The organism is Paraburkholderia megapolitana (assembly GCF_007556815.1).
GTDB lineage: Bacteria > Pseudomonadota > Gammaproteobacteria > Burkholderiales > Burkholderiaceae > Paraburkholderia > Paraburkholderia megapolitana.
Genome location: NZ_CP041745.1, coordinates 2,689,647 through 2,715,009, shown reverse-complemented (window position 1 = coordinate 2,715,009; position 25,363 = coordinate 2,689,647). Strand labels below are relative to the sequence as shown.

The window sequence follows — 25,363 nt, the reverse complement described above, 5'->3', positions numbered from 1 at the left end:
GTTGAAACGAATCAAGGAGTGTAATCATGGCTTATAGCGACAAGGTTCTGGACCATTACGAAAACCCGCGCAACGTTGGTTCGTTTGCGAAAGACGACGATGCAGTCGGCACCGGCATGGTCGGCGCGCCGGCGTGCGGCGACGTGATGAAGCTGCAAATCCGCGTCGGCGCGGACGGCGTGATCGAAGACGCGAAGTTCAAGACGTACGGCTGCGGTTCGGCGATCGCTTCGAGCTCGCTCGTCACCGAATGGGTGAAGGGCAAGACGCTGGATCAGGCGATGTCGATCAAGAACACGCAGATCGCGGAAGAGCTCGCGCTGCCGCCGGTGAAGATCCACTGCTCGATCCTCGCGGAAGACGCGATCAAGGCAGCCGTTGCGGATTACCGCCAGCGTCACGGCGGCGAAGCCGAAGCAACAGGCGACAAGCAGGCGGCGTAAGCGCGCGGTCTGAAGGCCGATACGGGTTGGCAGGGCTGTGGCACGTGTGACCGGGTCTCGTATCCGGCGTCACGATGCGAAGTGGAGCAATGAGAAACGCTATGGCAATTACGTTGACGGAAAAGGCAGCACAGCACGTGCAGAAGTACCTGGTACGCCGCGGCAAGGGCGTCGGGTTGCGGCTCGGCGTGCGTACGACCGGGTGCTCGGGGCTTGCGTACAAGCTCGAGTACGTGGATGAGCTCGCGCCTGAAGACGAAGTGTTCGAGTGCAACGGCGTGAAGATCATTGTCGATCCGAAGAGCCTTGCCTATATCGACGGCACGGAACTCGACTTCGCGCGCGAAGGGCTGAACGAGGGCTTCAAGTTCAATAACCCGAACGTGAAGGACGAGTGCGGCTGCGGCGAATCGTTCCGCGTATAAGTCCGCGGGGCGCGGCAAAAAGGCGGCGTGGGCCGCCTTTTTAATTTGCCCGCTTCCTCGCTACACAGTCCGCTTCCTCCGCTCACTCCAAACCGAACCACGCGACGACGTACACGATGGCCTCGCTGAACGACAGCCACTTCGATCTCTTCAATCTGCCGGCACGCTATACGCTCGACATGCGCACGCTCGACGATGCGTACCGTACCGTGCAGGCGCAGGTGCACCCCGACCGTTTCGCCGCTGCCGGCGATGCGCAAAAGCGCATCGCGATGCAGTGGGCGACGCGCACGAACGAGGCGTATCAGACGCTGCGCGATCCGTTGCGGCGCGCGACTTATCTGCTGACGCTGCGCGGTATCGATGTCGGTGCCGAGAACAATACGGCGATGGAGCCGGCGTTCCTGATGCAGCAGATGGAGTGGCGCGAAGGCATCGAAGATGCAGCGGGTGCGAAGAATGTCGACGCGCTCGACGCCTTGCTTGCCGAACTGCGCGAAGAAGAGAACGTGCGCTTCACGAAGCTCGCGGCGCTGCTCGACAGTGGTGCCGATCAGGCGGCGAGCGAAGCGGTGCGGCAACTGATGTTCATCGAGCGCGTCGCGGCGGAGATCGACACGCAGATCGAGCGGCTCGAAGCCTGACCCGACACTCGGCGCCCCCAAACAGCAACGCGATTCACGCGGGTGAATCGAACGATTCCGAAGAAGATCACAGATGGCCTTACTGCAAATCTCCGAACCCGGCATGGCGCCGGCACCGCATCAGCGGCGCCTCGCAGTCGGCATCGACCTCGGTACCACGAATTCGCTGGTGGCGGCCGTACGTAGCGGCGTGCCCGACGTGCTGCCCGACGAGGACGGCCATGCGCTGTTGCCGTCGGTGGTGCGCTACCTGGAGAAGGGCGGGCGGCGTATCGGCCGCGTTGCGAAGGCCGAAGCCGCCATCGACCCGCGCAACACGATTGTCTCGGTCAAGCGCTTCATGGGGCGCGGCAAGCACGAAGTGGAAGGCGCGGAGAACGCGCCGTACGATTTCGTCGACGCGCCGGGCATGGTGCAGATCCGCACAATCGACGGCGTGAAGAGCCCGGTCGAAGTGTCGGCGGAAATTCTCGCAACGTTGCGCCAGCGCGCCGAAGACACGCTCGGCGACGAACTCGTCGGTGCGGTGATCACGGTACCGGCATATTTCGACGAAGCGCAGCGCCAGGCAACCAAGGATGCTGCGCGCCTCGCGGGTCTCAATGTCCTGCGCCTGCTCAATGAGCCGACCGCGGCCGCGATTGCCTATGGGCTCGACAACGGTTCGGAAGGGCTCTACGCGGTATACGACCTGGGCGGCGGCACGTTCGACCTGTCCATCCTGAAGCTGACCAAGGGTGTGTTCGAAGTGCTGGCCGCCGGCGGCGACTCGGCACTCGGCGGCGACGATTTCGACCAGGCGCTGTATCGCTACGCACTCGAGCAGGCCGATATCGCGCCCGACACGCTCACGCCGGAAGACGTACGCGGACTACTCGACAGGATGCGCGAGACGAAGGAAGCGCTGACCGATACGCCGTATCTAACGCTTTCGGTGCCGCTGTCGAGCGGCGCGCAACTCGATCTGGCGATCAATGAAGGAACCTTCGAAACCATCACGCGCGCGCTCGTACAGCGCACGCTCGGCCCAACGAAGAAGGCGCTGCGCGATGCGAAGGTAACGACGGCGGAGATCAAGGGTGTGGTGCTGGTCGGCGGCGCGACGCGGATGCCGGTGATCCGCCGCGCGGTTGAAGCCTTTTTCGGCCAGCCACCGCTGATCAACCTCGATCCCGACCGCGTCGTGGCGCTCGGCGCAGCAATCCAGGCCGATTTGCTGGCGGGCAACCGCGGCGCGGACGGCGACGACTGGCTGCTGCTCGACGTGATTCCGCTGTCGCTCGGCGTCGAGACGATGGGCGGATTGACCGAGAAAATCATTCCGCGTAACTCGACGATTCCTGTAGCGCGTGCACAGGACTTCACGACGTTCAAGGACGGCCAGACGGCGATGGCGATCCACGTCGTGCAGGGCGAGCGCGAACTCGTGTCCGACTGTCGCTCGCTCGCGCGTTTCGAACTGCGTGGCATTCCGCCGATGGCCGCGGGCGCCGCGCGGATTCGTGTGACGTATCAGGTCGATGCGGATGGGCTGCTGTCGGTGTTTGCCCGCGAGCAGTTGTCGGGTGTCGAGGCATCGGTGGTCGTGAAGCCGTCGTACGGTCTTGCTGATGACGATGTCGCCCGGATGCTCGAAGACAGCTTCAAGACCGCCGAAGTCGACATGCGCGCGCGGGCGTTGCGCGAGGCGCAGGTCGAGGCGCAGCGCCTGCTCGAAGCAACCGATGCGGCACTGGCTGCCGACGGCGAGCTACTCGACGACACCGAACGCGCCGAACTCGACACGCATCTGGCTGCATTGCGCGCGGTAGCGCAGGGCGACGACACCGACGTCATCGAACACGCGACCCGCACGCTCGCCGAAGCCACCGACGAATTCGCCGCCCGCCGCATGAACAAAGGCATTCGCCGCGCGCTCGCGGGGCGCAAGCTCGACGAGATCTAGGCGCAAGTAGCGGTTGCCGGATGGCGCAAGCAAGCCGGTCCGGCGCATCACAATCACAGCCGCGCGCTGCAACGAGAACGTCGCGCGCTGCCAGTAAAATGACGCGGAGCCGGTTGCGGCGGCCGCGCCTCACGGATAAACGGAATACGTATGCCTCAAATCGTTGTGCTGCCTCACATCGAACTATGCCCCGAGGGCGCGGTGATCGATGCTGTGCCGGGCAAGAGCATCTGCGACAATCTGCTGGATAATGGTATCGAGATCGAACACGCGTGCGAGAAATCGTGCGCCTGCACGACGTGCCACGTGATCGTTCGCGAAGGGTTCAATACGCTGACGCCTTCGGAAGAAGACGAAGACGATCTGCTCGACAAGGCGTGGGGGCTCGAGCCCGAATCGCGCCTGTCGTGCCAGGCGCTCGTGCCGGAAGGCGAAGATCTCGTGGTGGAGATTCCGCGGTACTCGATCAACCATGCGAAGGAAAATCACTAACAGGAGCGAGCAGCCATGAAGTGGACCGACACGCAAGAGATCGCAATGGCGTTGACCGACAAGCACCAGGATATCGATCCGCAGCAGGTGCGCTTCACCGATCTGCACCGCTGGGTGATGGAGCTGGAAGGCTTCGACGACGATCCTAACCGCTCGAACGAGAAGATTCTCGAAGCGATTCAGGCGGCGTGGATCGAAGACGCCGACTATTGAGTAGAGTACGCGAGCCGCGCAGTCTGTCTGCGCGGTGCAACCAACTTTGGCCCTCTCGGCCCTTCAGAAAAACTTCAGTGCACACGCGGCACGTAGCACACATCGAACCGTTCGGTCAGCCGTCTGAGACGCTGGTCCAGCGTCCAGAATCGCGTGTCCGGCGTCAATAGCGTCGACGCCAGCAAGGTGCAGTCCACCGCGCCACATCCCAGTCCATATAAACGCTCACGCTCGATCAGGCCCGCCACCTCGGCGTGTGTGGCCAGTCGCGTCTGGCGTAGCAGGGCGATATCGCTGAGTACCTGTGCGCGCGGCTCCGGCGGTGTGCCGCAGGTCAGTTCGAGGACAACCAGGGGGTGCGTGACGCAAACATCAACTCGCAAAAGCTGCTGCAGCTCGGCGTTGGAGCGCCGGAAATGATCCACCCAGACCGAGGTATCGATCAGGACGTTCATCGGGACGTCCCATCCGGACGCCGCCGCGCAATCTCGGCCATCTCGGGTGCGTGGCCACCGAGCGCGGCGAGGCGCTTGCCAGCCTGGATCCGGACGAACGTCTCCAGGGCTTCGCGGAAGAGATCCGCTGCGCTGATTCCCGGTTCAGCGAGTTCGAGGGCACGCGTGTAGAGCAGGTCGTCGACGGTGACGGTAGTTCGCACGATCACTCCAAGTGATGACGATGAGCATCAATTTTAGCATCAAATTGATCGACAAAGGGCAGACAAGAAGCCATGCGGTGTGTTCTGGAATGACGGACAGGCCGCAGCCAGCTATCCCGGCGGGTCGGCCAGCAGGTATATCGGGGGTAGGGGATTTTCGGCGATCTGGATTTACATCCCCCGAAAGGGGATCGCCTTGTTGCTTGTGGGCAGCGTAGATAAAGCGGGCGGCGGCGCATGCCGCCGCCAGCAACAAACCTAGTTCATTGCGACGAGCGTGCCGTGCTCGATCTGCACGCGTTCGCCTTGCTGGAACGGCGGCGCGTCGTGGTACGTGAAGTAGCGCGCCTTGCCGCTTTCCATCCGCACCCGCACCGAATACGCGGTCGTGCTGCGCAGATGGCGCTCTACCGTGTTGCCGGCCAGACCGCCGCCAAGCACCCCAAGGACTGTCATCGCCGTACGGCCGCCGCCACGGCCGAACTGGTTGCCGACCAGACCGCCTGCAACGGCACCACCAACCGCGCCAATGCCGGTTCCGTGGCCTTCCTGACGGACCGCCGAGATCGCTTCAACGGTGCCGCAGCTCGAACAGTAAGCGGGCTGGGCGGGCTGCTGTTGCGCGTACTGCTGCTGCCCAGACTGCGGGGCTTGCTGCGCAGCGTACTGCTGCTGTTGCGGCGGCGCTTGCACCTGCTGCTGCGGTTGTTGCTGCGCGTACATCGCCGGATTGGCTGGCTGAGCAGAATTGACAACCGGCTGCTGCGCAACCTGAGCCGCCTGCGTCTGAGTATTCTGCGCATCGTTGCTCGATGCCGTCGGGAAGAGCCCGGTCACCGCGGCCGTCGCAGCGAGGCTGGCAACGAGAACGGCACCCGCCGCAGTCGCGACGAGCGGATGCATGCGGCGTTTTTCGGTGGGCTGGATAGTGTTCATAGGGTCCATGAGTGGCCTCCGTCTCAAGCAGAGTCGATTGTTACGACGATCAGTGTCCGACACAGGCGTTCTGGACGGGTTTCAATTTGTAACCAATTCCTGGGTGCGTACTGCACGGAAAATGCGGCGAAACAGCCGGCAGTAGATAGAGCCTTGAATTTCCAGCGATTCCGAACCTCGGTGCAGGCCCATTTGCGCAACTTGTGCAGCGGTATCGCGCGGCATTTACCGATAGTTACAAAGCGTCATCAAAAGAAAGAAGGGCCGCCGGTGTGAACCGGCCGCCCTCGTCATGCATTCAGCAAGAATGCTGCGTCAGTCTTCGCGGCGCAGATGCGGGAACAGGATCACGTCGCGGATGCTCGGGCTGTCGGTGAGCATCATCACCAGACGGTCGATGCCGATGCCGCAGCCACCGGCCGGCGGCATCCCGTATTCGAGCGCGCGGATGTAGTCGGCGTCGTAGTACATCGCTTCTTCGTCGCCGGCTTCTTTCTGGTCCGCCTGCTTCTTGAAGCGTGCCGCCTGATCTTCCGGATCGTTGAGCTCCGAGAAGCCGTTGGCGATTTCACGCCCGGTGATGAACAGCTCGAAGCGTTCGGTGATGCCGTCGAACTTGTCCGACGCGCGCGCGAGCGGCGACACCTCGAGCGGATAGTCGACGATGAAGGTCGGCTCCCACAACTGGGCTTCGGCGGTCTCTTCAAACAGCGCCAGTTGCAGCGCGCCGACGCGCGCATTGAGGAACTGCGGCTGCGATGCATCGACACCGAACTTCTTCAGTTCGGTGCGCAGGAACGCGTCGTCGGTGAGTTGCGCATCGGTGTACTGCGGCGCGAACTTCTGGATGGCCTGGTTGATCGTCAGACGATGGAACGGCTTCGACAGATCGAGTTCGCGACCCTGGTAGCTGATGGTCGCGCTGCCGAGTGCATCGACGGCGGCCTGGCGGATCAGTTGCTCGGTGAAGTCCATGATCCACGTGTAATCGGTGTACGCCGCGTAGAACTCGATCATCGTGAATTCCGGATTGTGGCGCACCGAGACGCCCTCGTTACGGAAATTCCGGTTGATCTCGAACACACGCTCGAAGCCGCCCACCACGAGCCGCTTCAGGTACAGCTCCGGTGCGATACGCAGGAACATCTGCATGTCGAGCGCGTTGTGATGCGTGACGAACGGCTTGGCGGTTGCGCCGCCGGGGATCGGATGCAGCATCGGCGTCTCGACTTCCATGAAGTCGGCGTCGGCCATGAACTTGCGGATCGACGACATCGCCTTCGTGCGCGCGACGAAGGTCTTGCGCGTTTCGGGCGTGACGATCAGGTCGACGTAGCGCTGGCGGTACTTCATCTCCTGATCGGCGAGGCCGTGGAACTTGTCCGGCAGTGGACGCAGCGACTTTGTCAGCAGGCGCAGTTCGGTGCAGCGCACCGACAGTTCGCCCTTGTTGGTGCGAAACAGCACGCCGCGCGCGGCGACGATATCGCCGAGGTCCCACTTCTTGAACGCGTCGTAGGTTTCCTGGCCGACGTCAGCCGGTGTGATGAAGAACTGGATCTGGCCCGAGCCGTCGCGCACGGTGGCGAAGCTGGCCTTGCCCATCACGCGCTTGAGCATCATGCGGCCGGCAAGCGCGACTTCGAGCGGCTTCGCTTCGAGCGCCTCTTTGTCGGTCTCGGCGTACTGCGTCTGCAGATCGTCGGCGTGATGTGTGGGGCGGAAATCGTTAGGGTAGGCGACGCCCTGTTCACGCAGTTCGCGCAGTTTCTCGCGACGCTCGGCGATGATCTTGTTTTCGTCCGGTTCGGGCGCGGCGTTCGGCTGATTCGGTTCGGTCATGATGGTTCGGTAGTCGGGAAGGTCCCGCAACGACAGGGTAGTGCGTCAACAGGCGCGGACTCGGGGCAGCGGCGGTGCCGGACATCTGCCGGCGAGGATCACGATACAGGCAACACCGCGTGCAACGTGATTCCCGCCGTGCAGGTGCATCAAACGCCCTGTTTCAGGCTGGCGCTGATGAACGGATCGAGGTCGCCGTCGAGCACGCTCTTCGTATTGCTGATTTCGACGTTGGTGCGCAGATCTTTAATACGGCTGTTGTCGAGCACGTACGAACGGATCTGATGGCCCCAGCCCACATCGGTCTTGCTCGATTCGAGCTTGTCCTGCTCGGTCTGACGTTTGCGTATTTCGGCTTCGTACAGACGCGATTTCAACATCGCCATCGCTTCGGCGCGGTTGCGGTGCTGCGAGCGGTCGTTCTGGCATTGCACGACGATGCCCGACGGAAGGTGCGTGATCCGCACGGCCGAGTCGGTCTTGTTGATGTGCTGTCCGCCCGCGCCCGAAGCGCGGTAGGTGTCGATGCGCAGATCGGCCGGATTGATGTCGACCTCGATCGAATCGTCGATTTCCGGGTAGACGAACACCGACGAGAACGACGTGTGCCGGCCACCCGACGAATCGAACGGCGATTTGCGCACGAGCCGGTGAATACCGGTTTCCGTGCGCAGGAAGCCATACGCGTATTCGCCTTCGATCTTGATCGTCGCATTCTTGATGCCAGCGACGTCGCCTTCCGACTCTTCGAGCACTTCGGCCTTGAAGCCCTTGCGTTCGCAGTAGCGCAGATACTGGCGCAGCAGCATGGCGGCCCAGTCGCAGGCTTCGGTGCCGCCAGCGCCGGCCTGGATGTCGAGAAACGCGTTGTTCGGATCGGCCGGGTTCGAGAACATCCGGCGGAATTCCATGTCGGCGACACGTTGTTCGAGTGCGGCTGCGTCGGTTTCGCAGGCGACGAGCGTGTCCTCGTCGTTTTCCTCGCGCGCCATGTCGAACAGGTCCTGCGCGTCGCGCAGATCGCCGTCGAGCGCGGTCAGCGTGTGCACCACGCCTTCGAGCAGTTTCTTTTCCTTACCGAGCCCCTGGGCATGCTTCGAGTCGTTCCAGACGTCGGGGTCTTCGAGTTCCTTGTTGACTTCGGCTAGACGCGCGGCTTTGGCGTCGTAGTCAAAGATACCCCCGTAGCTCGCCGGCGCGCTGGCGCAGGTCCGCGAGGGAGCTTTCGATTGAATTCTGGCGTTCCGCTTCCATGTCGGTCTTCTTGCTTTCCGCTGCTGTAAAAGGGGGAAATTATAGCGCATCGGGGGGGCGCAGCCGTCCCGGCGAGGCTGTCTGTTGCGGGGTTTGGCGGTTTTCTCGCGGTTTTTATCGTGCGCTATGTGCCGTAATCACTACAGCACGTAGCGCAGGTCAGCCCGCTGCGTGCTCGACGATCAGTTGCACCCGCGACACGCCGTTCCACATATCGCTGGTCAGACGGTACGCGAGCGTCGTGCGGGCCGGCAACGATTCGGTGTGGTTGAACCAGATCGCATTGAAGCGTTGGCGGCCGCGCAGCAACTGCAGTTTCAGATGCTTGTCCTTGACGAGCGCCTGCGACGCGATCTCGAACTCGCCCGAAAACACCGGCGCCGGAAAGCCCTGGCCCCATACGGCCGCGTCGAGCAGCGCGACGAATTGCGGTGTGAAATACGCATCTTCCAGATCGCCGTCGGTTTCGACGATCCGCGCGAGCGCGTCTTCGCTGAGCCATTCGCGACCGATCGCTTCGAAAGCAGCCGAAAAACGCGGCACGTCGGCGGCCGCGATCGTCATGCCAGCCGCCATCGCATGGCCGCCGAACTTCACAATCAGCCCCGGCTCGCGCTTCGAGATCAGATCGACTGCGTCGCGCAGGTGGAAGCCCGGAATCGAGCGGCCGGAGCCTTTGACGAGCGTACCGCTCTCGTCGGCGGGCGCGAACGTGAACGACGGCCGGTGAAATTTCTCTTTCAACCGACCCGCGACGATCCCGATCACGCCCTGGTGCCAGCCCGGGTTGAACAGCGTGATCGTCGCCGCGCCCGCCGGGTCGACCGTCGAAAGATCCGCGAGCGCCTGCTGCTGCATGCCGGCCTCGATTTCGCGCCGCTCACGGTTCATCCCGTCGAGCTGTTGGGCGAGCTCCCAGGCACGGCCGATATCGTCGGTGGTCAGGCATTCGATGCCAAGCGACATGTCCGACAGCCGGCCGGCCGCATTGAGCCGCGGACCGAGCGCGAAGCCGAGATCGAAACCGGAGGCACTGCGCGCGTCGCGCGCGGCCGCGCGAAACAGCGCGGCGATGCCCGGTTGCATGCGGCCTTTACGGATACGCTGCAACCCCTGCGCGACGAGTACGCGGTTGTTGCCGTCGAGCTTCACGACGTCCGCGACGGTGCCGAGCGCGACGAGATCGAGCAGACCGTCCAGCCGCGGTTCGGGCTGCGCTTCGTCAAATGCGCCGCGCTTGCGCAGTTCGGCGCGCAACGCGAGCAGCACGTAGAACATCACTCCGACGCCGGCGATGCACTTGCTCGGGAACGTGCAGCCCGGCTGGTTCGGGTTGACGATCGCGCGCGCGGCGGGCAGCGTGTCGCCGGGCAAGTGGTGATCGGTGACGAGCACGTCGATGCCGAGCGCGTTGGCCGCCTCGACGCCGTCTACACTCGCGATGCCGTTATCGACAGTAATCAACAGATCGGGTTTGCCGGCCGGTCGCGCGGCGGCGAGCGCGACGATTTCCGGCGTGAGGCCGTAGCCGTATTCGAAGCGGTTGGGTACCAGGTAGTCGATCTGCGCGCCGAACATGCGTAGACCACGCACCGCGACCGCGCAGGCGGTCGCGCCGTCGCAGTCATAGTCGGCGACGACCAGCATACGGCGCTGGTTTTGTAGCGTGTCGGCGAGCAGCACGGCTGCCTCTTCACAGCCGCGCAACGCAGCGGGCGGCACCAGCCGCGCGAGGCCCGTTTCGAGTTCGTCGGGCTGGCAGACGCCGCGCGCCGCATAGAGCCGCGCGAGCACCGGATGCAGGCCGTGGCGGGTCAGTACTTCAGCGTCGGCGGGAGAGCAGGTGCGCGTAACGATTCGAGTCATGCAGTGAGGCCGTGAGACAGTCGGAACTTCATTCGATGAAAAGCGACGCGAACATGCGCCGCCGCCAGAATTTGCGCAGATCGCCGCGGCGCACGGCGAGCGTCACCGAACCGGTATCGCCGCAGAGCGTCATGCCAAGCTCATGCAACTGGCCGCTTTCCAGCGCGGCGAGCGCGGGCGCGAACCAGTCGCGCTCGAGCGCGGCGAAACCGTCGTTCCAGCGCGCCCAGTCCTGCTCGATGTACGGTGCCGAGAGCGGGTCGAGTTCGACGAGCGTCGCACCCGGTGCCGCGTCTGCGCCATGTTGCGCGCCTGCCTTGAGTGCTTCCAGCGAAACCGGCGCGGCGTCCACCGCGACGTGGGCCGTGAGCGCGAGCCCACGGGTTGCCGCGGCATTGGACAGAACCTGTGCGAACGGGCTTGTCACCGGTTGCGCCATGCCTTGCGCATGAAACCAGATCGAATTGACGGCGGGCAGCCCGCGCGCTTCGCGGGCCTCGTTGACCGGATGTTCGAACCACGCCATCTGGACTTCGTTCTGCAATTTCATCCATGCACGCGAGCGCGCGCCGGTATGCGCTTCGTGCGGCAGCCAGATTTCGATGTTGCGACCGCTTGCGCGCAGCGGCGACGCACCGGCCAGCGTGCCGAAACCATCGCCCGATAGATACCAGCGCAGTGGGTTCGGTGCTTCGATGCGCACACCGAGTTCTTCGATCAGCGGTCGCGCAACGGCGAGCAATGCGGCGGCTTCGTCGTCGGTGAGGTCGAGCGAGGCGGGGTCGATCAGGACGAGGTGGTCGTGCGCGATCCGTACATGGACCGGTTGCACACAGGCCCACGTTGCGTTGCCCGGATCGCCGCCGTCGGCGCGCAGCATGTAAGGGGCGAGCGGGGCTTCGTCGGCGGCGGTTGCGTTGCCGGGGACTGCGCCGAATTGCTGCGCGACCCAGCGCTCGTGCGGCAGCGTGCGCTGAAAGTCTTCCCCGATGACCCGTTCGACCTCGCTCGCCCGCGCGACCAGCCGGTCTATCGCTGGATGGGCCGGGTGGCTGGAGCCGGACAGGGCGGTGGAAGCGTCGGCGGCCGCAGGCAGCGTGAAAGGCAGGAGGAGATGAAGACGGTCAACATGCATGATGCTGCGCATTGTATGGCAAACTTCGCGGTTGATCGGTGGTAACGGTGGTTGTCGCTGCTCCGGTGCGCCCGCAAGGAAGCCCGCACGACGACTGGGGCGGTTTTCGAGGAACCATCGGGGGCTTGCGCTAACCCAAGCGTCAAGGTGTTCAGGTGGTACGAACCCCGACGAGAGAAACCGTCTACCCGAAGTTCCGGAAGCGCACGACAGGCCCCCGGCTCGGTACACGGATAACATAAGCAGCAGAGGGCCGCGGCCGGATCGCAGATGGGCCGCAGAACAGCAGACAAGGATTCGCTTGAAATTTCCCTACGAATGGCAGATTGGCTGGCGCTATACCCGCGCCGGCAAACGCACGACCGGTAACGGCTTCATCTCGTTCATCGCGCTCGTATCGATGTCGGGTATCGCACTCGGCGTGGCGGCGCTGATCGTCGTGCTGTCGGTGATGAACGGCTTCCAGAAAGAGGTGCGCGACCGGATGCTGTCGGTGCTTGCGCACGTCGAGATCTTTTCGCCGACCGGCTCGATGCCGGACTGGCAGCTCACCGCGAAAGAAGCGCGGCTCAATCATGAGGTGATCGGTGCCGCGCCGTACGTCGATGCGCAGGCACTGCTCACGCGCTCGGATGCGGTCAGCGGGGTCGCACTGCGCGGTGTCGAGCCGTCGCTCGAGCCGCAGGTCTCGGATATCGGCAAGGACATGAAGCAGGGCACACTCGATTCACTGACGCCGGGCGACTTCGGCATCGTGCTCGGTGCCGACCTTGCGTCGAACCTCGGTGTCCGCAAGGGCGACAAGATCACACTCGTCGCGCCCGAGGGCACGATAACGCCCGCCGGCATGCTGCCGCGCCTGAAACAGTTCACAGTTGTCGGTGTGTTCGAATCGGGGCACTACGAGTACGACAGCACGCTCGCGTTGATCAACATCCAGGATGCGCAGGCTCTGTTCCGATTGCCGGCACCAACCGGCGTGCGATTGCGATTGAAGGACATGCAGCGTGCGCCGGAAGTCGCGCATCAACTGGCGCGCACGCTATCGGGCGATCTATATATTCGCGACTGGACCCAGCAGAACAAGACATGGTTCTCCGCGGTGCAGATCGAGAAACGCATGATGTTCGTCATCCTCACACTGATCATTGCGGTCGCTGCGTTCAACCTGGTGTCGTCGCTGGTAATGACCGTGACGAACAAGCAGGCTGACATCGCGATCCTGCGTACGCTCGGTGCGCAGCCACGCTCGATCATGAAGATCTTCGTCGTGCAGGGCGTGACGATCGGTTTCATTGGGACCGCAACGGGCGTGGCGCTTGGCTGTCTGATCGCGTGGAGTATTCCGTGGCTCGTGCCGATGATCGAGCATCTGCTCGGCGTTCAGTTCCTGCCGCCGTCGGTGTACTTCATCAGCGAGTTGCCGTCGGACCTGGTCGCAAGCGATGTCATCCGTATCGGTGTGATCGCATTCGTGATGTCGTCGCTCGCGACGCTGTACCCGAGCTGGCGCGGTGCGAAAGTGCGCCCCGCAGAGGCGCTCCGCTATGAATAACAAACAACGTTCCGTGATCGATACGATGTCCGGCGATGCCGCGAATTATCCCTACGTGCTCGAAGCAACGGGCATCTCGAAGTCGTTCGTGCAGGGCGGCCTGAACGTGCAGGTGCTCAATAACACCGAGCTCAGCGTGCGGCGCGGCGAGAAGCTCGCGATCGTCGGTGCGTCGGGTTCCGGCAAGAGCACGCTGCTGCATGTGCTCGGCGGTCTAGACGACCCGAGCGCCGGTCACGTCTCGGTGATGGGTCGACCGTTCACGAAGCTGACCGAGCGTGAGCGCAACGACCTGCGTAATCGCGCACTCGGCTTCGTGTATCAGTTCCACCACCTGCTGCCGGAATTCACCGCGCTCGACAACGTCGCGATGCCGCTGCGCATCCGCCGTCTGACCACCGAGGTGGCACGCCGCGAGGCGCTGGAGATGCTCGATCGCGTCGGTCTCGCGAACCGGGCCAAGCATCGGCCGGGCGAACTGTCGGGCGGTGAACGTCAGCGCGTTGCAATGGCTCGGGCGCTGGTCACGAAACCGGCCTGCGTGCTTGCCGACGAACCGACCGGCAACCTCGACGGCGGCACCGCGGACACGGTCTTCAACCTGATGCTCGAACTCTCGAACACGCTCAACACGAGCTTCGTGATCGTCACGCACGACCCCGATCTCGCGGGGCGCTGCGACCGCATCATGCGTCTGCGCGATGGCGTGCTGCACGAGGAGCCCGTCGTTTCTGCCTGACTTTCCGGAGCCGGCCGCGCATGTGGATCGATACGCATTGCCATCTCGATGCATCTGAATTCGACGCGGACCGCGATGCGGTCGCCGCGGCGGCGCACGATGCGGGCGTGGCGCGGATCGTGATTCCCGGTGTGATGCGCGAGAACTTTGCGACGGTGCGCGCGCTTGCGCATCGAGTGGCGGGCGGTGCGTACGCGCTCGGTATCCATCCGCTCTTCACGCCGCGCGCGCAGGAGGCGGACCTCGATGTGCTGCGGATGGAAATCGAAGCGAGTCTCGACGATCCGCTCTTTATCGGCCTCGGTGAAATCGGCCTCGACTATTTCGTGCCGGGCCTCGACGATGCGCGCCAGCAGTTCTTCTACGACGAACAACTGAAGCTGGCCCGCGAATTCGCTCTGCCGGCCATTTGCCATGTGCGTAAATCGCAGGACCAGGTGTTGAAAGGGCTGCGCCGGCACGGTATTCATCGCGGCATCGCGCATGCGTTCAACGGCAGTTTCCAGCAGGCACAAGCCTATATCGATCAGGGCATTCATCTCGGTTTTGGCGGCAATGTGACGTTCGAACGTGCGTTGCAGATCCGCCGCCTCGCCGAACAGTTGCCGCTCGATGCACTCGTCGTCGAGACCGACGCACCCGATATCTCTCCAGCGTGGCTCTACAAGCAACGCAACACACCCGATCAGATCCCCCGCATCGGCGCGAGTCTCGCGCAACTGCGCGGCCTCAGCGAAGACGAGCTTGCACTAGGCACAACGGCTAACGCGCATGCCGCGTTGCCCCGGCTCGCACTTTCCTCAGCATAATCGGCGGTAGCTGTTCACCTGCGTACGCGGTTTGCGATGCAGTCTCGCGGTGCAGACCGCGTCGATTGCGCTCGCTTGCGTGAAGCGCGAGTGCTCGAATCCAGGACCCAGGTGCCACAGCCAGTGATCGGGGAGGAGGGCGAGTGCGGGCTGTGTGGTGCGGTTTTGTGTTGGGTGTGATCGGTTTGCAGCAACAGGCTGCGCTCCCTTCGATGATGGGCTGGTGTGTGCTCGCGCTCGCATGGCTGCTGGGCGTCGCAGTTGCGGTTAAAGCGTGGACGATCGTGCGTCGCCGCGCTCGCGTGTCTGTTGATGCACGTCGGTGGGCCCACGCGGGGTGGGGCGCGTTGATTTTTGCCGCCGCGTGCAGCGGCTTCGGCTATGCGGCGTGGCGTGCCGAACTGCGTCTGGCGGTCGCGTTACCGGCTGCATGGGAAAGTCGCGATATCGAGGTGAGCGGCTACGTGGTGGGGCTGCCTTCGCGCGACAAGATCGCTTCGCGGTTTCTGTTCGAAGTCGAATCCGCGAGCGCGCCGATTGTCAGGTTTCCGAAGACGATCCAACTGGTGTGGGTCGCGCGCGATACACCGCCGCCGGTACTCGAGCCTGGTTCGCGCTGGCGTTTGCCGGTGCGTCTCAAGCGGTCACACAGCACTGCGAATTTCGGCGTGCGCGATGGCGAGGCGACACTACTCGCCCGCAACGTTCGCGCGACCGGTTACGTCAGCGTGCCGGAGCATGCGTTGCTGCTCGCCGGAAACGCATCGGGCATCGGCGTGACCATCAACCGCTGGCGGGCCGCGATACGCGCACGCATCGATGTCGTGCTCGCGGACGCGCCGCATCGCGGCATTGTCATTGCGCTGGCAATCGGCGCACAGGACGCGGTCAGTACCGCCGACTGGGCCTCGATGCGCAACACCGGCACCAACCACCTGATCGCAATCTCGGGCCTGCATATCGGCCTCGTGGCGGGCTTTGCCGCATGGTTCGCGGGCAGCTTGTGGCGGCGCTCGGCATTCGTCGGCCGGTACTGGCCGTTGCGCGTGCCGGCGCAGAAGATCGCGGCACTGGGCGGCGCGTTGTTCGCCGTGTTTCATGCGGCGCTGGCGGGATTCAACGTACCGGCGCAGCGCGCGCTATGGATGCTGGCGATCGCCGCGCTGGCGTTCGTCGGCGGACGCAGGCTGGCGTCGTCGGTGGTGTTCGCGTGGGCGCTCGGACTCGTACTGCTGACCGACCCGTGGGCGGTGTTGTCGCCAGGATTCTGGCTGTCGTTCTGCGCGGTCGCGGCAATCCTGTTCGCGGTGTCCGGGCCACGGCGCCGCGTGCGGCTACCGCACGACCCCGATGCGGCACCGGTGCACCCGCTGCGCCGGGCATGGCAACGCTGTTCGAACGCGTTTGCCCGATATGTGCACGACAGCACGCACATACAGCTCGCGGTAACGATCGCTCTCGCGCCGCTCACGCTCTACTGGTTCTCGCAGATTCCACTGATCGGTCCCGTTGCAAACGCCTTCGCGATCCCGTGGATGAGCCTGCTCGTCACGCCCGTGGTGCTGGCGGGCGCGGTACTGCCCATGCCGCTCGATGCATGGGCGTTCCAGGTCGCGGATGGGTTGCTGCGCATTCAATCGGTCGTGCTGCACTGGCTCGCCACGCCCACGTGGGCGGTCTGGCATCTGCCGCGACCGGGCCCATGGGCACTCGTGTGCGCGACGGCGGGCGTTGCCTGGTGTCTCGCGCCGCGTGGCTGGCCGTTGCGCTGGGCAGGTCCGATCGCGTGGCTGCCGTTACTGTTGCCGCCGCCGTCCGGTCCGCCGCACGGTGCATTCCGGTTGACCGCGCTCGACATCGGCCAGGGTAATTCGGTGCTCGTCGAGACCGCCCATCACGCTCTGCTGTTCGATGCGGGGCCCGGGCCGGAATCGACGCATGCCGGCGAGCGTGTCGTCGTGCCGTTTTTGCAGGCGCAGGGCGTCACGGCGCTCGATGCGCTCATGGTCAGCCATGAGGATTCCGATCATGCGGGCGGCGCACCGGCGGTGCTCGACGGCGTCGAGGTCCGGCAACTGCTCGCGTCGCTGCCGCAGCGACATGCGTTGTGGGCGCAGGCGCGCAAGGTCGGCGCCGAGCGTGTGCAGTGTGCAGCAGGGCAGCGCTGGCAATGGGACGGTGTCGATTTCACAATCCTGTGGCCCGATGAGCGGCGGTTGCGGGCGAATCCGAACGATCAGTGCTGTGTGCTGCGCATCCGTACCGCCGGGCGCACTGGGCACGCTGGCCACGGCTATGCGGCCAACCCGACGCCTGCGCTCACGGCACTGCTTGCCGCCGATATCGAGGCTCCCATCGAACGCACGCTGCTCGCCCGCGATCCCGACGCGCTGCGCGCCCAGGTGTTGCTGGTACCGCATCACGGTAGCCGGACCTCGTCGACCGAGCCGTTCCTCGACACGATCGATCCGCTGATCGCCATATTTCAGGTAGGCTATCGCAACCGTTTTCGCCATCCGCATCCGGGTGTGTTTGCGCGTTACGAGGCACGCCACATCGAGCTCACGCGCAGCGATACGGACGGCGCGGTGCGAATCGAGGCGTCCGGTACGACGCTGTCGCTCGAACGGTATCGGGACACGCATCGGCGGTACTGGATGGACCGGTGAAGCCGCCACGGTGCTTTGTCACACAAAGCCGGATACATCGGGATCGGGATTCATCACGGAGACCCCCGCAGTTGAAAGACATCATCCATTTCTCGCACGCGAACGGCTTTCCGGCGTCGACCTATCGAACCATCTTCGCCGAACTCGCGGACGACTATGACTTGCGCTTCATCGAGCGGATCGGCCACGACGCGCGCTTCCCGGTGACGCGCGACTGGCCGCATCTGGTCGAGCAACTGCTGGACGATATCGACCGGTCGTACGAACGGCCGGTCTGGCTGGTCGGGCATTCGCTGGGCGGCTATCTGTCGTTGATGGCGGCGCTCAGAAAACCGCAGTGGGTGAAGGGCGTCGTGATGCTCGATTCACCGGTCGTCGCCGGTTGGCGCAGCAGTATCCTGAAAGTGTCGCAGTGGACCGGGCTCGACGACCGTCTGTCGCCGGCCGCCGCGACGCGTGCGCGCCGCACCCATTGGGCGAGCCGCGAAGAGGCATGGCGGCACTTCCACTCGAAGCCCGCATTTGCCCGCTGGGACGAACGCGTGCTGTCCGACTATATCGACTTCGGCATCCCGCAGAGTTCGCCCGACGGTTCGCGCTCTCTGGCCTTCGACCGGCGCACCGAATATCTGATTTACAGGACGCTGCCGCATACGCTCGGTTCGCGGCTCGCGCGGGGCGCGCCGGTGCCGGTCGGGTTTATCGCCGGGACGCATTCGAAGGAGATTCGCCAGGCAGGGCTCGACGCGACGCGCCGGGCAACCGGCGGCCATCTCGAATGGATCGAAGGCAGCCATCTGTATCCGATGGAAAAGCCGCTTGAAACGGCGCGTGCTCTTCAGCGGATGCTGCACGAACTCGATCGACGGGCGTAACGAATCTGCGGCGCACCGATCTCCCCCGATGCGCCGCAGATTGCTGGGTTGGACCCCTGCTTTACGGTATAATCCGTTTTTCCCGCGAGCATCCAGCGATGACCAAATATGTTTTCGTCACCGGCGGCGTAGTTTCTTCCCTCGGCAAGGGTATTGCCGCCGCTTCCCTCGCCGCGATCCTCGAATCGCGCGGTCTCAAAGTCACCCTCCTCAAGCTCGATCCGTACATCAATGTCGACCCCGGCACGATGAGCCCGTTTCAGCACGGCGAAGTGTTCGTGACGGAAGACGGCGCGGAGACCGATCTCGACCTTGGCCACTACGAGCGCTTCATCAGTACGAAGATGCGCAAGGCCAATAACTTCACCACGGGCCAGATCTACGAATCGGTGATCCGCAAGGAACGCCGCGGCGATTATCTGGGCAAGACCGTTCAGGTTATTCCGCACATCACGAACGAAATCCAGGCGTTCATCGAGCGCGGCGCCGCTTCCGCGACATGCGGCGAGCCGGATGTCGCGATCGTGGAAGTCGGCGGCACGGTGGGCGATATCGAATCGCTGCCGTTCCTCGAAGCGGCGCGCCAGATGAGCCTGCGCATGGGCCGCAACAGCGCGTGCTTTGTGCACCTGACGCTGGTGCCGTTCATCGCCACCGCCGGCGAACTGAAGACCAAGCCTACGCAGCACAGCGTGCAGAAGCTGCGCGAAATCGGTATCTATCCGAACGTGCTGCTGTGCCGCGCCGACCGCCCGATTCCCGACGACGAACGCGCGAAGATCTCGCTGTTCTCGAACGTGCATGAAGAGGCGGTGATTTCCGTGTGGGACGTCGACAGCATCTACAAGATTCCGCAGATGCTGCATGACCAGGGCCTCGACACGATCGTCTGCGACGAACTCAAGATCACGCCGAAGCCGGCCGACCTGTCGCTGTGGGCGTCGCTCGTCAACAAGCTCGAACACCCGCAACACGAAGTGACGATCGGCATGGTCGGCAAGTATGTCGATCTGACCGAGTCGTACAAGTCGCTGATCGAAGCGCTGCGCCATGCGTCGATCCACACGTCGACGAAGGTCAACATCCAGTACATCGACTCGGAAGAGATCGACGAGAATGGCATCGACGGCCTCAAGCATCTCGACGCCGTGCTCGTGCCGGGCGGCTTCGGCCGGCGCGGTACCGAAGGCAAGATCAAGGCGATCCGCTATGCGCGCGAAGCGAAGGTGCCGTACCTCGGCATCTGCCTCGGTATGCAGCTCGCAGTGATCGAGTTCGCCCGCGACGTAGTCAACCTCGCCGATGCGAACAGCACCGAATTCGATCCGGCCACGCCGAACCGCGTCGTCGCGTTGATCACCGAGTGGTACGACCGCGAAGGCAAGGTCGAGAAGCGCACTGAAGAATCGGATCTCGGCGGCACGATGCGGCTTGGTTCGCAGCGTTGCCCGATCAAGCCCGGCACGATGGCCGAAGAGATCTACGGCAAGGATGTGAACGAGCGCCATCGTCACCGTTATGAAGTCAATAACCGTTTCGTGCCCCAGCTCGAAGCAGGCGGCCTTATCATCAGCGCCCGTACACCGAGCGAGGATCTGCCGGAAATGATGGAACTGCCGCGCGACATGCATCCGTGGTTCGTCGGTGTGCAGTTCCACCCGGAATTCACGTCCACGCCGCGCGACGGCCATCCGCTCTTCAAGTCGTTCGTCGAAGCGGCGCTTGCGCACCAGCAGTCGCTCACGGCGAATGAAGTCGGAGAGAAAGCATGAAACTGTGCGGATTCGAAGCCGGTCTCGACAAGCCGTTCTTCCTGATCGCGGGCACCTGTGTCGTCGAATCCGAGCAGATGACGATCGACACCGCCGGCAAGCTCAAGGAAATCTGCGCGAAGCTCGGCGTGCCGTTCATCTACAAATCGTCGTACGACAAGGCCAATCGCAGCAGCGGCAAGTCGTTCCGCGGTCTGGGTATGGACGAGGGATTGCGTATCCTCTCCGAGGTGAAACGCCAGCTCGATCTGCCGGTGCTGACCGATGTGCACAGCGAACATGAAATCGAAGCGGTCGCGGCGGTGGTCGACGTGCTGCAGACGCCGGCGTTCCTGTGCCGGCAAACCGATTTCATCCACGCGTGCGCGCGCTCGGGCAAGCCGGTCAATATCAAGAAGGGGCAGTTTCTCGCACCGCACGACATGAAGAACGTGATCGACAAGGCGCGTGAGGCCGCGCGCGAAGCCGGTCTGTCGGAAGACCGCTTCATGGCTTGCGAACGCGGCGTGTCGTTCGGTTATAACAACCTCGTGTCGGACATGCGGTCGCTCGCGATCATGCGCGAAACCGGCGCACCGGTCGTGTTCGACGCGACGCACTCGGTTCAGTTGCCGGGAGGGCAGGGCACAAGCTCGGGCGGTCAGCGCGAATTCGTGCCGGTACTCGCACGCGCGGCGGTGGCCACCGGTATCGCCGGGATTTTTATGGAAACGCATCCGAATCCGGCGCAGGCGAAATCCGATGGGCCGAATGCGGTGCCGCTGCATCGTATGGCCGACCTGCTCGAAACGCTGCTCACGCTCGATCAGGCCGTGAAGCGGGCGCCGTTCCTCGAGAACGATTTCAACTGATTCGTCACCGTAAAGCATCCACCGTCATTTCTTGAGGAAACCATGAGTGCTATCGTAGATATCATCGGCCGCGAGATTCTCGATTCGCGAGGCAATCCCACCGTCGAATGCGACGTGCTGCTCGAGTCGGGCACGATGGGCCGCGCAGCGGTTCCGTCGGGCGCTTCGACCGGCTCGCGCGAAGCGATCGAGCTGCGCGACGGCGAAACCGGCCGCTACGGCGGCAAGGGCGTGCTGAAAGCGGTCGAGCATATCAACACCGAAATCTCCGAAGCGATCATGGGGCTCGACGCCTCCGAACAGGCGTTCCTCGACAAGACGCTGCTCGAACTCGATGGCACCGACAACAAGGCGCGCCTCGGTGCGAACGCGATGCTGGCGGTATCGATGGCCGTCGCGAAGGCCGCTGCCGAAGAAGCCGGCCTGCCGCTGTACCGCTACTTCGGCGGGTCGGGCGCGATGCAACTGCCGGTGCCGATGATGAACATCGTCAACGGTGGCGCGCACGCCAACAACAGCCTGGACATCCAGGAATTCATGATCGTGCCGGTCAGCCAGCCGAGCTTCCGCGAAGCACTGCGCTGCGGCGCCGAAGTGTTCCACGCGCTGAAGAAGATTCTCGCGGACCGCGGCATGAGCACGGCTGTCGGCGACGAAGGCGGTTTCGCGCCGAACTTCGGCAGCAATGACGAATGCCTGTCCACCATCCTGCAAGCCATCGAGAAAGCCGGTTATCGTGCCGGTGAAGACGTGCTGCTCGCACTCGACTGTGCAGCGAGCGAGTTCTACCACGACGGCAAGTACCAGCTGGCGGGCGAAGGGCTGCAACTGTCGTCGGCGGAATTCACCGACTACCTCGCCACGCTGGCCGACAAGTTCCCGATCGTATCGATCGAAGACGGCATGCACGAAGGCGACTGGGCTGGCTGGAAGCTGCTTACCGACAAGCTCGGCAAGAAGATCCAACTGGTCGGCGACGACCTGTTCGTGACGAACACGCGCATCCTGAAGGAAGGCATCGATAAGGGCATCGCGAACTCGATCCTGATCAAGATCAACCAGATCGGCACGCTGACCGAGACGTTCGCAGCGATCGAAATGGCGAAGCGCGCCGGCTACACGGCCGTGATCTCGCACCGCTCCGGCGAAACCGAAGATTCGACGATCGCCGATATCGCGGTCGGCCTCAACGCCGGGCAGATCAAGACCGGCTCGCTATCGCGCAGCGACCGCATCTCGAAGTACAACCAGTTGCTGCGCATCGAGGAAGATCTCGGCGATATCGCGAGCTATCCCGGCAAGTCGGCGTTCTACAATCTGCGCTAAGCATTGCAGCCGCCATCCTTCGTTTCAGTTTCAGCCCGCCGCCCTGCGTATAGCGCAGGGCGGCGCGTATTATCTGCGCTCTCTTTTTCATGCGGCTCGTCACTGTCGTTCTGATCGTCTTGCTGGCGCTGATCCAGTTCCCGCTCTGGTGGGGACACGGCGGCTGGCTGCGCGTGCACGAACTGCAGCAGCAGCTTGACGGACAGCAGAAGAAGAATGCGGATGCGAAGCTGCGCAACGAGCGGATTGAAGGTGAAGTGCAGGATCTGCAGAGCGGTACTGCAGCCGTCGAGGAGCGTGCGCGCTACGAGATGGGCATGGTGAAGGACAGCGAAGTGTTCGTGCAGTTCGTGTCGCCGAGCGCGGCGGCGAATGCCGGTGCGAGCACGGCGGTCGCGAACACGTCGACGCGCGGGGTGATGTCGGCGGCTCCGGTACGCGTGGTGCCGAACCCGGAATCGCGCGCGAAGCCGGACCGCAAGCATGCGGGCAAGAAGGGCGAGAAGGAGAAGGGGGCGGTGGCCCAGCGTTGATGCCGGTTGTGCTGCTATCCGGCGAATTGCGGAAGTGTTGACGAGATCTGTGAAAAAGGCGCGATAGAGATATCGCGCCTTTTTGTTGTTGGCCGGTTCTGAGCGTGGCTGTTACCAGCCCCATCCCCAGCCAGGCGCATAGCCGTAGCCGATTCCGCCGCCCCAGCCACGGCCCCATCCGCCGTAGTAGCCACCGGAGATCGCAACCGGCGGGCTGTAATACTGTGCCCATGCCTGAGCGGCGGCTTCGGCGGCGATCGCCTGGTTTTGCTCGGCCATCACCTGATGGTCGATCGCATCGTAGCGCTGGCGTTCCTGTTCGGTCAGCGGACGTGTGCCGTCGGGTACGCCCGACTGGCTGGCGGGCAGCCGGCTGTAGATCGGCGCCGGGCCGGGCGGCTCCAGCGCGCAGCCGGCCAGCGCGATGCTACCGGCAACCACTGAAAGTGCGATCGCGATACGGCCGCGATGGAACAGGGGGAAAGGGGTTTTCATTTCGATCTCCATCGGTCGACACCTGTGCAGTCCGGCGTGTACCCGTGAATCAACGCAACTACGCGCAACAGCAATTGAGCAGCCCACGATACAACGACGCAGACTGCTCACACAAGCCGGAGAGGACGGACGTTAATGCCGTTGCCCGGCCGCCGGCGTCAACCCTTCTGAGAGCCCGTTAGCAAGAAAAAGTTGCGCGACGTCGACCGGGTCGAACTCGTAGCGCTGATTGCAGAACTCGCAGTGAATCTCGACGTGACCGCGCTCTTCGAGCACGCTGTCGACTTCCTCGCGGCCGAGCATCTTCAGCATCGCACCGACCCGCTCACGCGAGCAGCTGCATTCGAAGCGCGCGGTAGCCGGCTCGAAGTGCTGCACGTTTTCCTGCCAGAACAGACGCCGGAACACTGTCTCGGGCTCTTCCTTCAGCAGTTCTTCGCGCGACAGCGTACCGCCGAGCGTGCACACACGCTCCCACGTGTCGGTGTCCAGCTCGCCCGGATGCGGCACGATGCCGCCGTCGCCGGGCAGCTTCTGCAGCAGCATGCCGACTGCGCGCTCGGTATTGGCGGCGAGCCACAGACGCGTGTCGAGCTGCTCCGAGTGATGCATGTAATGCTCGAGCACCTCGGCCATCGACTTCAGCGGTCCATCCAGGCCCGACAACGGCACGATGCCCTGATACGGCTGTTGACCTGGCATCTTGTCGTGCGGATCGAGCGTGATCACGCAGCGGCCGTGGCCACCGGCGTTAAGGAGTTCGATCAGGGTAGTGTCGTCACCGATGGTGGCCGCGACGTCGCCGGAGAACTTGGCTGTGGCACGCATCGACAGATCCGAGCCGCACTGGACGACCAGCATCTTCACTGGCCCATCGCCGAAAATCTGCATGATCAGCGTACCGTTGAACTTCAGGTTCGCGGACAGCAGCGCGCAGGCGGCCATCATTTCGCCGAGGATGGTTCGCACGGGCGCCGGGTAATCGCGGCGCGTCAGCACTTCCTGCCAGGTATTGCGCAGCGAAACGATTTCGCCGCGCACGGGCGCCGCGCTGAAGATGAACTTTTGCAACTGATCCTTCACAACTTTTCCTTAGGTTTATGGCGCGGCGTGTTGCCGGGCCTGCGCATCGCGCGACCGGCTATCGATCAGCCGATGCGCACCAACTGCGCCTTGAAATATTCGCGGCGTTCCACATAGTTCGCCGCGTTGCGCCGCATGCCGGCGATGTCCGCTTCCGTCAGTTCGCGCACGACCTTGGCAGGCGCGCCCAGAATCAGCGAATTGTCCGGAAACACCTTGCCTTCGGTTACGACCGCTCCGGCTCCGACCAGACAGTTGCGGCCGATTACCGCTCCATTCAAGACCACCGCCTGAATTCCGACCAGGGCGCCTTCCTTGATCGTGCAGCCGTGCAGCATCGCCTGATGGCCGATCGTCACGTTGGCTTCGATTGTCAGCGGGTAGCCGGGGTCGGTGTGCAGCACGGCGCCTTCCTGGATGTTGCTGCCGGCGCCGACCGAAATCGGCTCGTTATCGCCGCGAATCGCCGCGCCGAACCAGATACTGGCGTTTTCTTCCACCGATACCTTGCCGATAATCGTCGCCGTGTCCGCGACGAACACGCTTTCGTGAATGGTCGGGGCTGCTGTGCCGAGCTTGTAGATTGCCACGGTGTCTCCAGTGTCGTGCGTCACGCCGAATCGGCGCCGCGTACGTTCGCAGCGCGCCGGGGCGCTGCATCATGGTCGAATCGCGTATTGTAAACGGTTGTGTATGGAGGCTGGGTGACGTGGGGCGGCGGGTACATTTGCCGCCTCGCCACGCGGCCCGCTTCGCGACTTTTCTGCCATTTCTTCAACTGATCCACTTATCCGCTCATCCAG

The 25,363-nt window shown here is 63.6% G+C and carries 25 protein-coding genes; 15 read left to right on the top strand and 10 right to left on the bottom strand.

The window, feature by feature from the left end; genetic code table 11:
* Positions 1–26: 26 nt before the first annotated feature.
* From iscU to iscX, 6 genes are all read left to right on the top strand, one after another.
* Complete coding sequence (gene iscU / locus FNZ07_RS25370; protein WP_091014254.1) at positions 27–443, top strand: Fe-S cluster assembly scaffold IscU; 417 nt, start codon at positions 27–29, stop codon at positions 441–443.
* Between the two features lie 101 nt (positions 444–544).
* Positions 545–868 carry an iron-sulfur cluster assembly protein IscA gene (gene iscA / locus FNZ07_RS25365; RefSeq protein ID WP_091014251.1) on the top strand — a complete coding sequence of 108 codons (324 nt, stop codon included), beginning with the start codon at positions 545–547 and terminating at the stop codon, positions 866–868.
* A gap of 116 nt (positions 869–984) precedes the next feature.
* A complete protein-coding gene (hscB, locus tag FNZ07_RS25360; protein WP_091014248.1) occupies positions 985–1,512 on the top strand; it encodes a Fe-S protein assembly co-chaperone HscB in 528 nt (175 codons plus the stop codon).
* Between the two features lie 73 nt (positions 1,513–1,585).
* Entirely contained in the window at positions 1,586–3,457 is a 1,872-nt protein-coding gene (gene hscA / locus FNZ07_RS25355) for a Fe-S protein assembly chaperone HscA (protein ID WP_091014244.1), read from the top strand.
* Positions 3,458–3,607: 150 nt separating this feature from the next.
* Positions 3,608–3,949 (top strand): ISC system 2Fe-2S type ferredoxin, encoded by a 342-nt coding sequence (gene fdx / locus FNZ07_RS25350; RefSeq protein ID WP_091014239.1) that lies wholly within the window; start codon positions 3,608–3,610, stop codon positions 3,947–3,949.
* A gap of 15 nt (positions 3,950–3,964) precedes the next feature.
* Positions 3,965–4,162 carry a Fe-S cluster assembly protein IscX gene (gene iscX / locus FNZ07_RS25345; protein WP_091014236.1) on the top strand — a complete coding sequence of 66 codons (198 nt, stop codon included), beginning with the start codon at positions 3,965–3,967 and terminating at the stop codon, positions 4,160–4,162.
* A gap of 74 nt (positions 4,163–4,236) precedes the next feature.
* Here the strand turns inward: iscX and FNZ07_RS25340 are convergent, their stop codons facing one another.
* The 7 genes from FNZ07_RS25340 to FNZ07_RS25310 form a co-directional block, all read right to left on the bottom strand.
* Complete coding sequence (locus tag FNZ07_RS25340) at positions 4,237–4,617, bottom strand: type II toxin-antitoxin system VapC family toxin (protein ID WP_091014232.1); 381 nt, start codon at positions 4,615–4,617, stop codon at positions 4,237–4,239.
* Complete coding sequence (locus FNZ07_RS25335; RefSeq protein ID WP_091014770.1) at positions 4,614–4,820, bottom strand: DUF2191 domain-containing protein; 207 nt, start codon at positions 4,818–4,820, stop codon at positions 4,614–4,616. Before FNZ07_RS25335 ends, FNZ07_RS25340 begins: the two co-directional genes overlap by 4 nt.
* Positions 4,821–5,078: 258 nt before the next feature.
* The gene (locus FNZ07_RS25330) at positions 5,079–5,765 is read right to left on the bottom strand and encodes a glycine zipper 2TM domain-containing protein (protein WP_091014229.1); all 687 of its coding nucleotides are present in this window, start codon (positions 5,763–5,765) and stop codon (positions 5,079–5,081) included.
* A 306-nt stretch (positions 5,766–6,071) separates the two neighbouring features.
* Positions 6,072–7,598: a lysine--tRNA ligase gene (gene lysS / locus FNZ07_RS25325; RefSeq protein ID WP_091014225.1), complete on the bottom strand. Its 1,527-nt coding sequence runs from the start codon at positions 7,596–7,598 to the stop codon at positions 6,072–6,074.
* 149 nt (positions 7,599–7,747) lie between these two features.
* Positions 7,748–8,852, bottom strand: a protein-coding gene (prfB, locus tag FNZ07_RS25320; protein WP_143098098.1) for a peptide chain release factor 2 whose coding sequence is annotated in 2 segments (ribosomal slippage) — positions 7,748–8,770 and positions 8,772–8,852 — 1,104 coding nt in all. Because the reading frame shifts where the segments join, the coding sequence is not laid out codon by codon here.
* Positions 8,853–9,011: 159 nt separating this feature from the next.
* Positions 9,012–10,718: a single-stranded-DNA-specific exonuclease RecJ gene (gene recJ / locus FNZ07_RS25315; protein WP_091014220.1), complete on the bottom strand. Its 1,707-nt coding sequence runs from the start codon at positions 10,716–10,718 to the stop codon at positions 9,012–9,014.
* A 28-nt stretch (positions 10,719–10,746) separates the two neighbouring features.
* Positions 10,747–11,865 carry a regulator gene (locus tag FNZ07_RS25310; RefSeq protein ID WP_091014217.1) on the bottom strand — a complete coding sequence of 373 codons (1,119 nt, stop codon included), beginning with the start codon at positions 11,863–11,865 and terminating at the stop codon, positions 10,747–10,749.
* 289 nt (positions 11,866–12,154) lie between these two features.
* On the opposite strand from FNZ07_RS25310, the gene FNZ07_RS25305 reads away from it, so the two are divergent.
* The 9 genes from FNZ07_RS25305 to ftsB all read left to right on the top strand — a co-directional run bounded on the left by FNZ07_RS25305 (position 12,155) and on the right by ftsB (position 22,982).
* Positions 12,155–13,408, top strand: coding sequence for a lipoprotein-releasing ABC transporter permease subunit (locus tag FNZ07_RS25305; protein WP_091014215.1), 1,254 nt, complete (start codon positions 12,155–12,157; stop codon positions 13,406–13,408).
* Positions 13,401–14,147: a lipoprotein-releasing ABC transporter ATP-binding protein LolD gene (gene lolD, locus FNZ07_RS25300; RefSeq protein WP_091014212.1), complete on the top strand. Its 747-nt coding sequence runs from the start codon at positions 13,401–13,403 to the stop codon at positions 14,145–14,147. The genes FNZ07_RS25305 and lolD overlap by 8 nt, the downstream gene beginning before the upstream one ends.
* A 20-nt stretch (positions 14,148–14,167) precedes the next feature.
* Complete coding sequence (locus FNZ07_RS25295; protein ID WP_091014209.1) at positions 14,168–14,956, top strand: TatD family hydrolase; 789 nt, start codon at positions 14,168–14,170, stop codon at positions 14,954–14,956.
* A gap of 143 nt (positions 14,957–15,099) precedes the next feature.
* Entirely contained in the window at positions 15,100–17,625 is a 2,526-nt protein-coding gene (locus FNZ07_RS25290) for a DNA internalization-related competence protein ComEC/Rec2 (protein ID WP_091014205.1), read from the top strand.
* A gap of 71 nt (positions 17,626–17,696) precedes the next feature.
* Positions 17,697–18,500, top strand: coding sequence for an alpha/beta fold hydrolase (locus tag FNZ07_RS25285; protein WP_091014201.1), 804 nt, complete (start codon positions 17,697–17,699; stop codon positions 18,498–18,500).
* A 98-nt stretch (positions 18,501–18,598) separates the two neighbouring features.
* A complete protein-coding gene (locus FNZ07_RS25280; RefSeq protein ID WP_091014198.1) occupies positions 18,599–20,272 on the top strand; it encodes a CTP synthase in 1,674 nt (557 codons plus the stop codon).
* A complete protein-coding gene (gene kdsA, locus FNZ07_RS25275) occupies positions 20,269–21,123 on the top strand; it encodes a 3-deoxy-8-phosphooctulonate synthase (protein WP_091014194.1) in 855 nt (284 codons plus the stop codon). Before FNZ07_RS25280 ends, kdsA begins: the two co-directional genes overlap by 4 nt.
* A gap of 42 nt (positions 21,124–21,165) precedes the next feature.
* Entirely contained in the window at positions 21,166–22,449 is a 1,284-nt protein-coding gene (eno, locus tag FNZ07_RS25270; RefSeq protein ID WP_091014191.1) for a phosphopyruvate hydratase, read from the top strand.
* Between the two features lie 89 nt (positions 22,450–22,538).
* Complete coding sequence (gene ftsB, locus FNZ07_RS25265; RefSeq protein WP_091014188.1) at positions 22,539–22,982, top strand: cell division protein FtsB; 444 nt, start codon at positions 22,539–22,541, stop codon at positions 22,980–22,982.
* A 111-nt stretch (positions 22,983–23,093) separates the two neighbouring features.
* Here ftsB and FNZ07_RS25260 read toward each other — a convergent pair whose 3' ends face one another.
* The 3 genes from FNZ07_RS25260 to FNZ07_RS25250 form a co-directional block, all read right to left on the bottom strand.
* Positions 23,094–23,477, bottom strand: coding sequence for a hypothetical protein (locus tag FNZ07_RS25260; protein ID WP_091014185.1), 384 nt, complete (start codon positions 23,475–23,477; stop codon positions 23,094–23,096).
* A 132-nt stretch (positions 23,478–23,609) separates the two neighbouring features.
* Entirely contained in the window at positions 23,610–24,560 is a 951-nt protein-coding gene (gene hslO, locus FNZ07_RS25255) for an Hsp33 family molecular chaperone HslO (RefSeq protein WP_091014182.1), read from the bottom strand.
* 65 nt (positions 24,561–24,625) lie between these two features.
* Entirely contained in the window at positions 24,626–25,150 is a 525-nt protein-coding gene (locus FNZ07_RS25250) for a gamma carbonic anhydrase family protein (protein ID WP_091014179.1), read from the bottom strand.
* Positions 25,151–25,363 lie beyond the last annotated feature (213 nt).

Bases quoted from the DNA above. Each gene is read 5' to 3' on its own strand.
- iscU (WP_091014254.1), top strand. From the start codon at position 27: ATGGCTTATAGCGACAAGGTTCTGGACCATTACGAAAACCCGCGCAAC.
- iscA (WP_091014251.1), top strand. From the start codon at position 545: ATGGCAATTACGTTGACGGAAAAGGCAGCACAGCACGTGCAGAAGTAC.
- hscB (WP_091014248.1), top strand. From the start codon at position 985: ATGGCCTCGCTGAACGACAGCCACTTCGATCTCTTCAATCTGCCGGCA.
- hscA (WP_091014244.1), top strand. From the start codon at position 1,586: ATGGCCTTACTGCAAATCTCCGAACCCGGCATGGCGCCGGCACCGCAT.
- fdx (WP_091014239.1), top strand. From the start codon at position 3,608: ATGCCTCAAATCGTTGTGCTGCCTCACATCGAACTATGCCCCGAGGGC.
- iscX (WP_091014236.1), top strand. From the start codon at position 3,965: ATGAAGTGGACCGACACGCAAGAGATCGCAATGGCGTTGACCGACAAG.
- FNZ07_RS25340 (WP_091014232.1), bottom strand. From the start codon at position 4,617: ATGAACGTCCTGATCGATACCTCGGTCTGGGTGGATCATTTCCGGCGC.
- FNZ07_RS25330 (WP_091014229.1), bottom strand. From the start codon at position 5,765: ATGGACCCTATGAACACTATCCAGCCCACCGAAAAACGCCGCATGCAT.
- lysS (WP_091014225.1), bottom strand. From the start codon at position 7,598: ATGACCGAACCGAATCAGCCGAACGCCGCGCCCGAACCGGACGAAAAC.
- recJ (WP_091014220.1), bottom strand. From the start codon at position 10,718: ATGACTCGAATCGTTACGCGCACCTGCTCTCCCGCCGACGCTGAAGTA.
- FNZ07_RS25310 (WP_091014217.1), bottom strand. From the start codon at position 11,865: ATGCGCAGCATCATGCATGTTGACCGTCTTCATCTCCTCCTGCCTTTC.
- lolD (WP_091014212.1), top strand. From the start codon at position 13,401: ATGAATAACAAACAACGTTCCGTGATCGATACGATGTCCGGCGATGCC.
- FNZ07_RS25295 (WP_091014209.1), top strand. From the start codon at position 14,168: ATGTGGATCGATACGCATTGCCATCTCGATGCATCTGAATTCGACGCG.
- FNZ07_RS25280 (WP_091014198.1), top strand. From the start codon at position 18,599: ATGACCAAATATGTTTTCGTCACCGGCGGCGTAGTTTCTTCCCTCGGC.
- kdsA (WP_091014194.1), top strand. From the start codon at position 20,269: ATGAAACTGTGCGGATTCGAAGCCGGTCTCGACAAGCCGTTCTTCCTG.
- eno (WP_091014191.1), top strand. From the start codon at position 21,166: ATGAGTGCTATCGTAGATATCATCGGCCGCGAGATTCTCGATTCGCGA.
- ftsB (WP_091014188.1), top strand. From the start codon at position 22,539: ATGCGGCTCGTCACTGTCGTTCTGATCGTCTTGCTGGCGCTGATCCAG.
- FNZ07_RS25260 (WP_091014185.1), bottom strand. From the start codon at position 23,477: ATGAAAACCCCTTTCCCCCTGTTCCATCGCGGCCGTATCGCGATCGCA.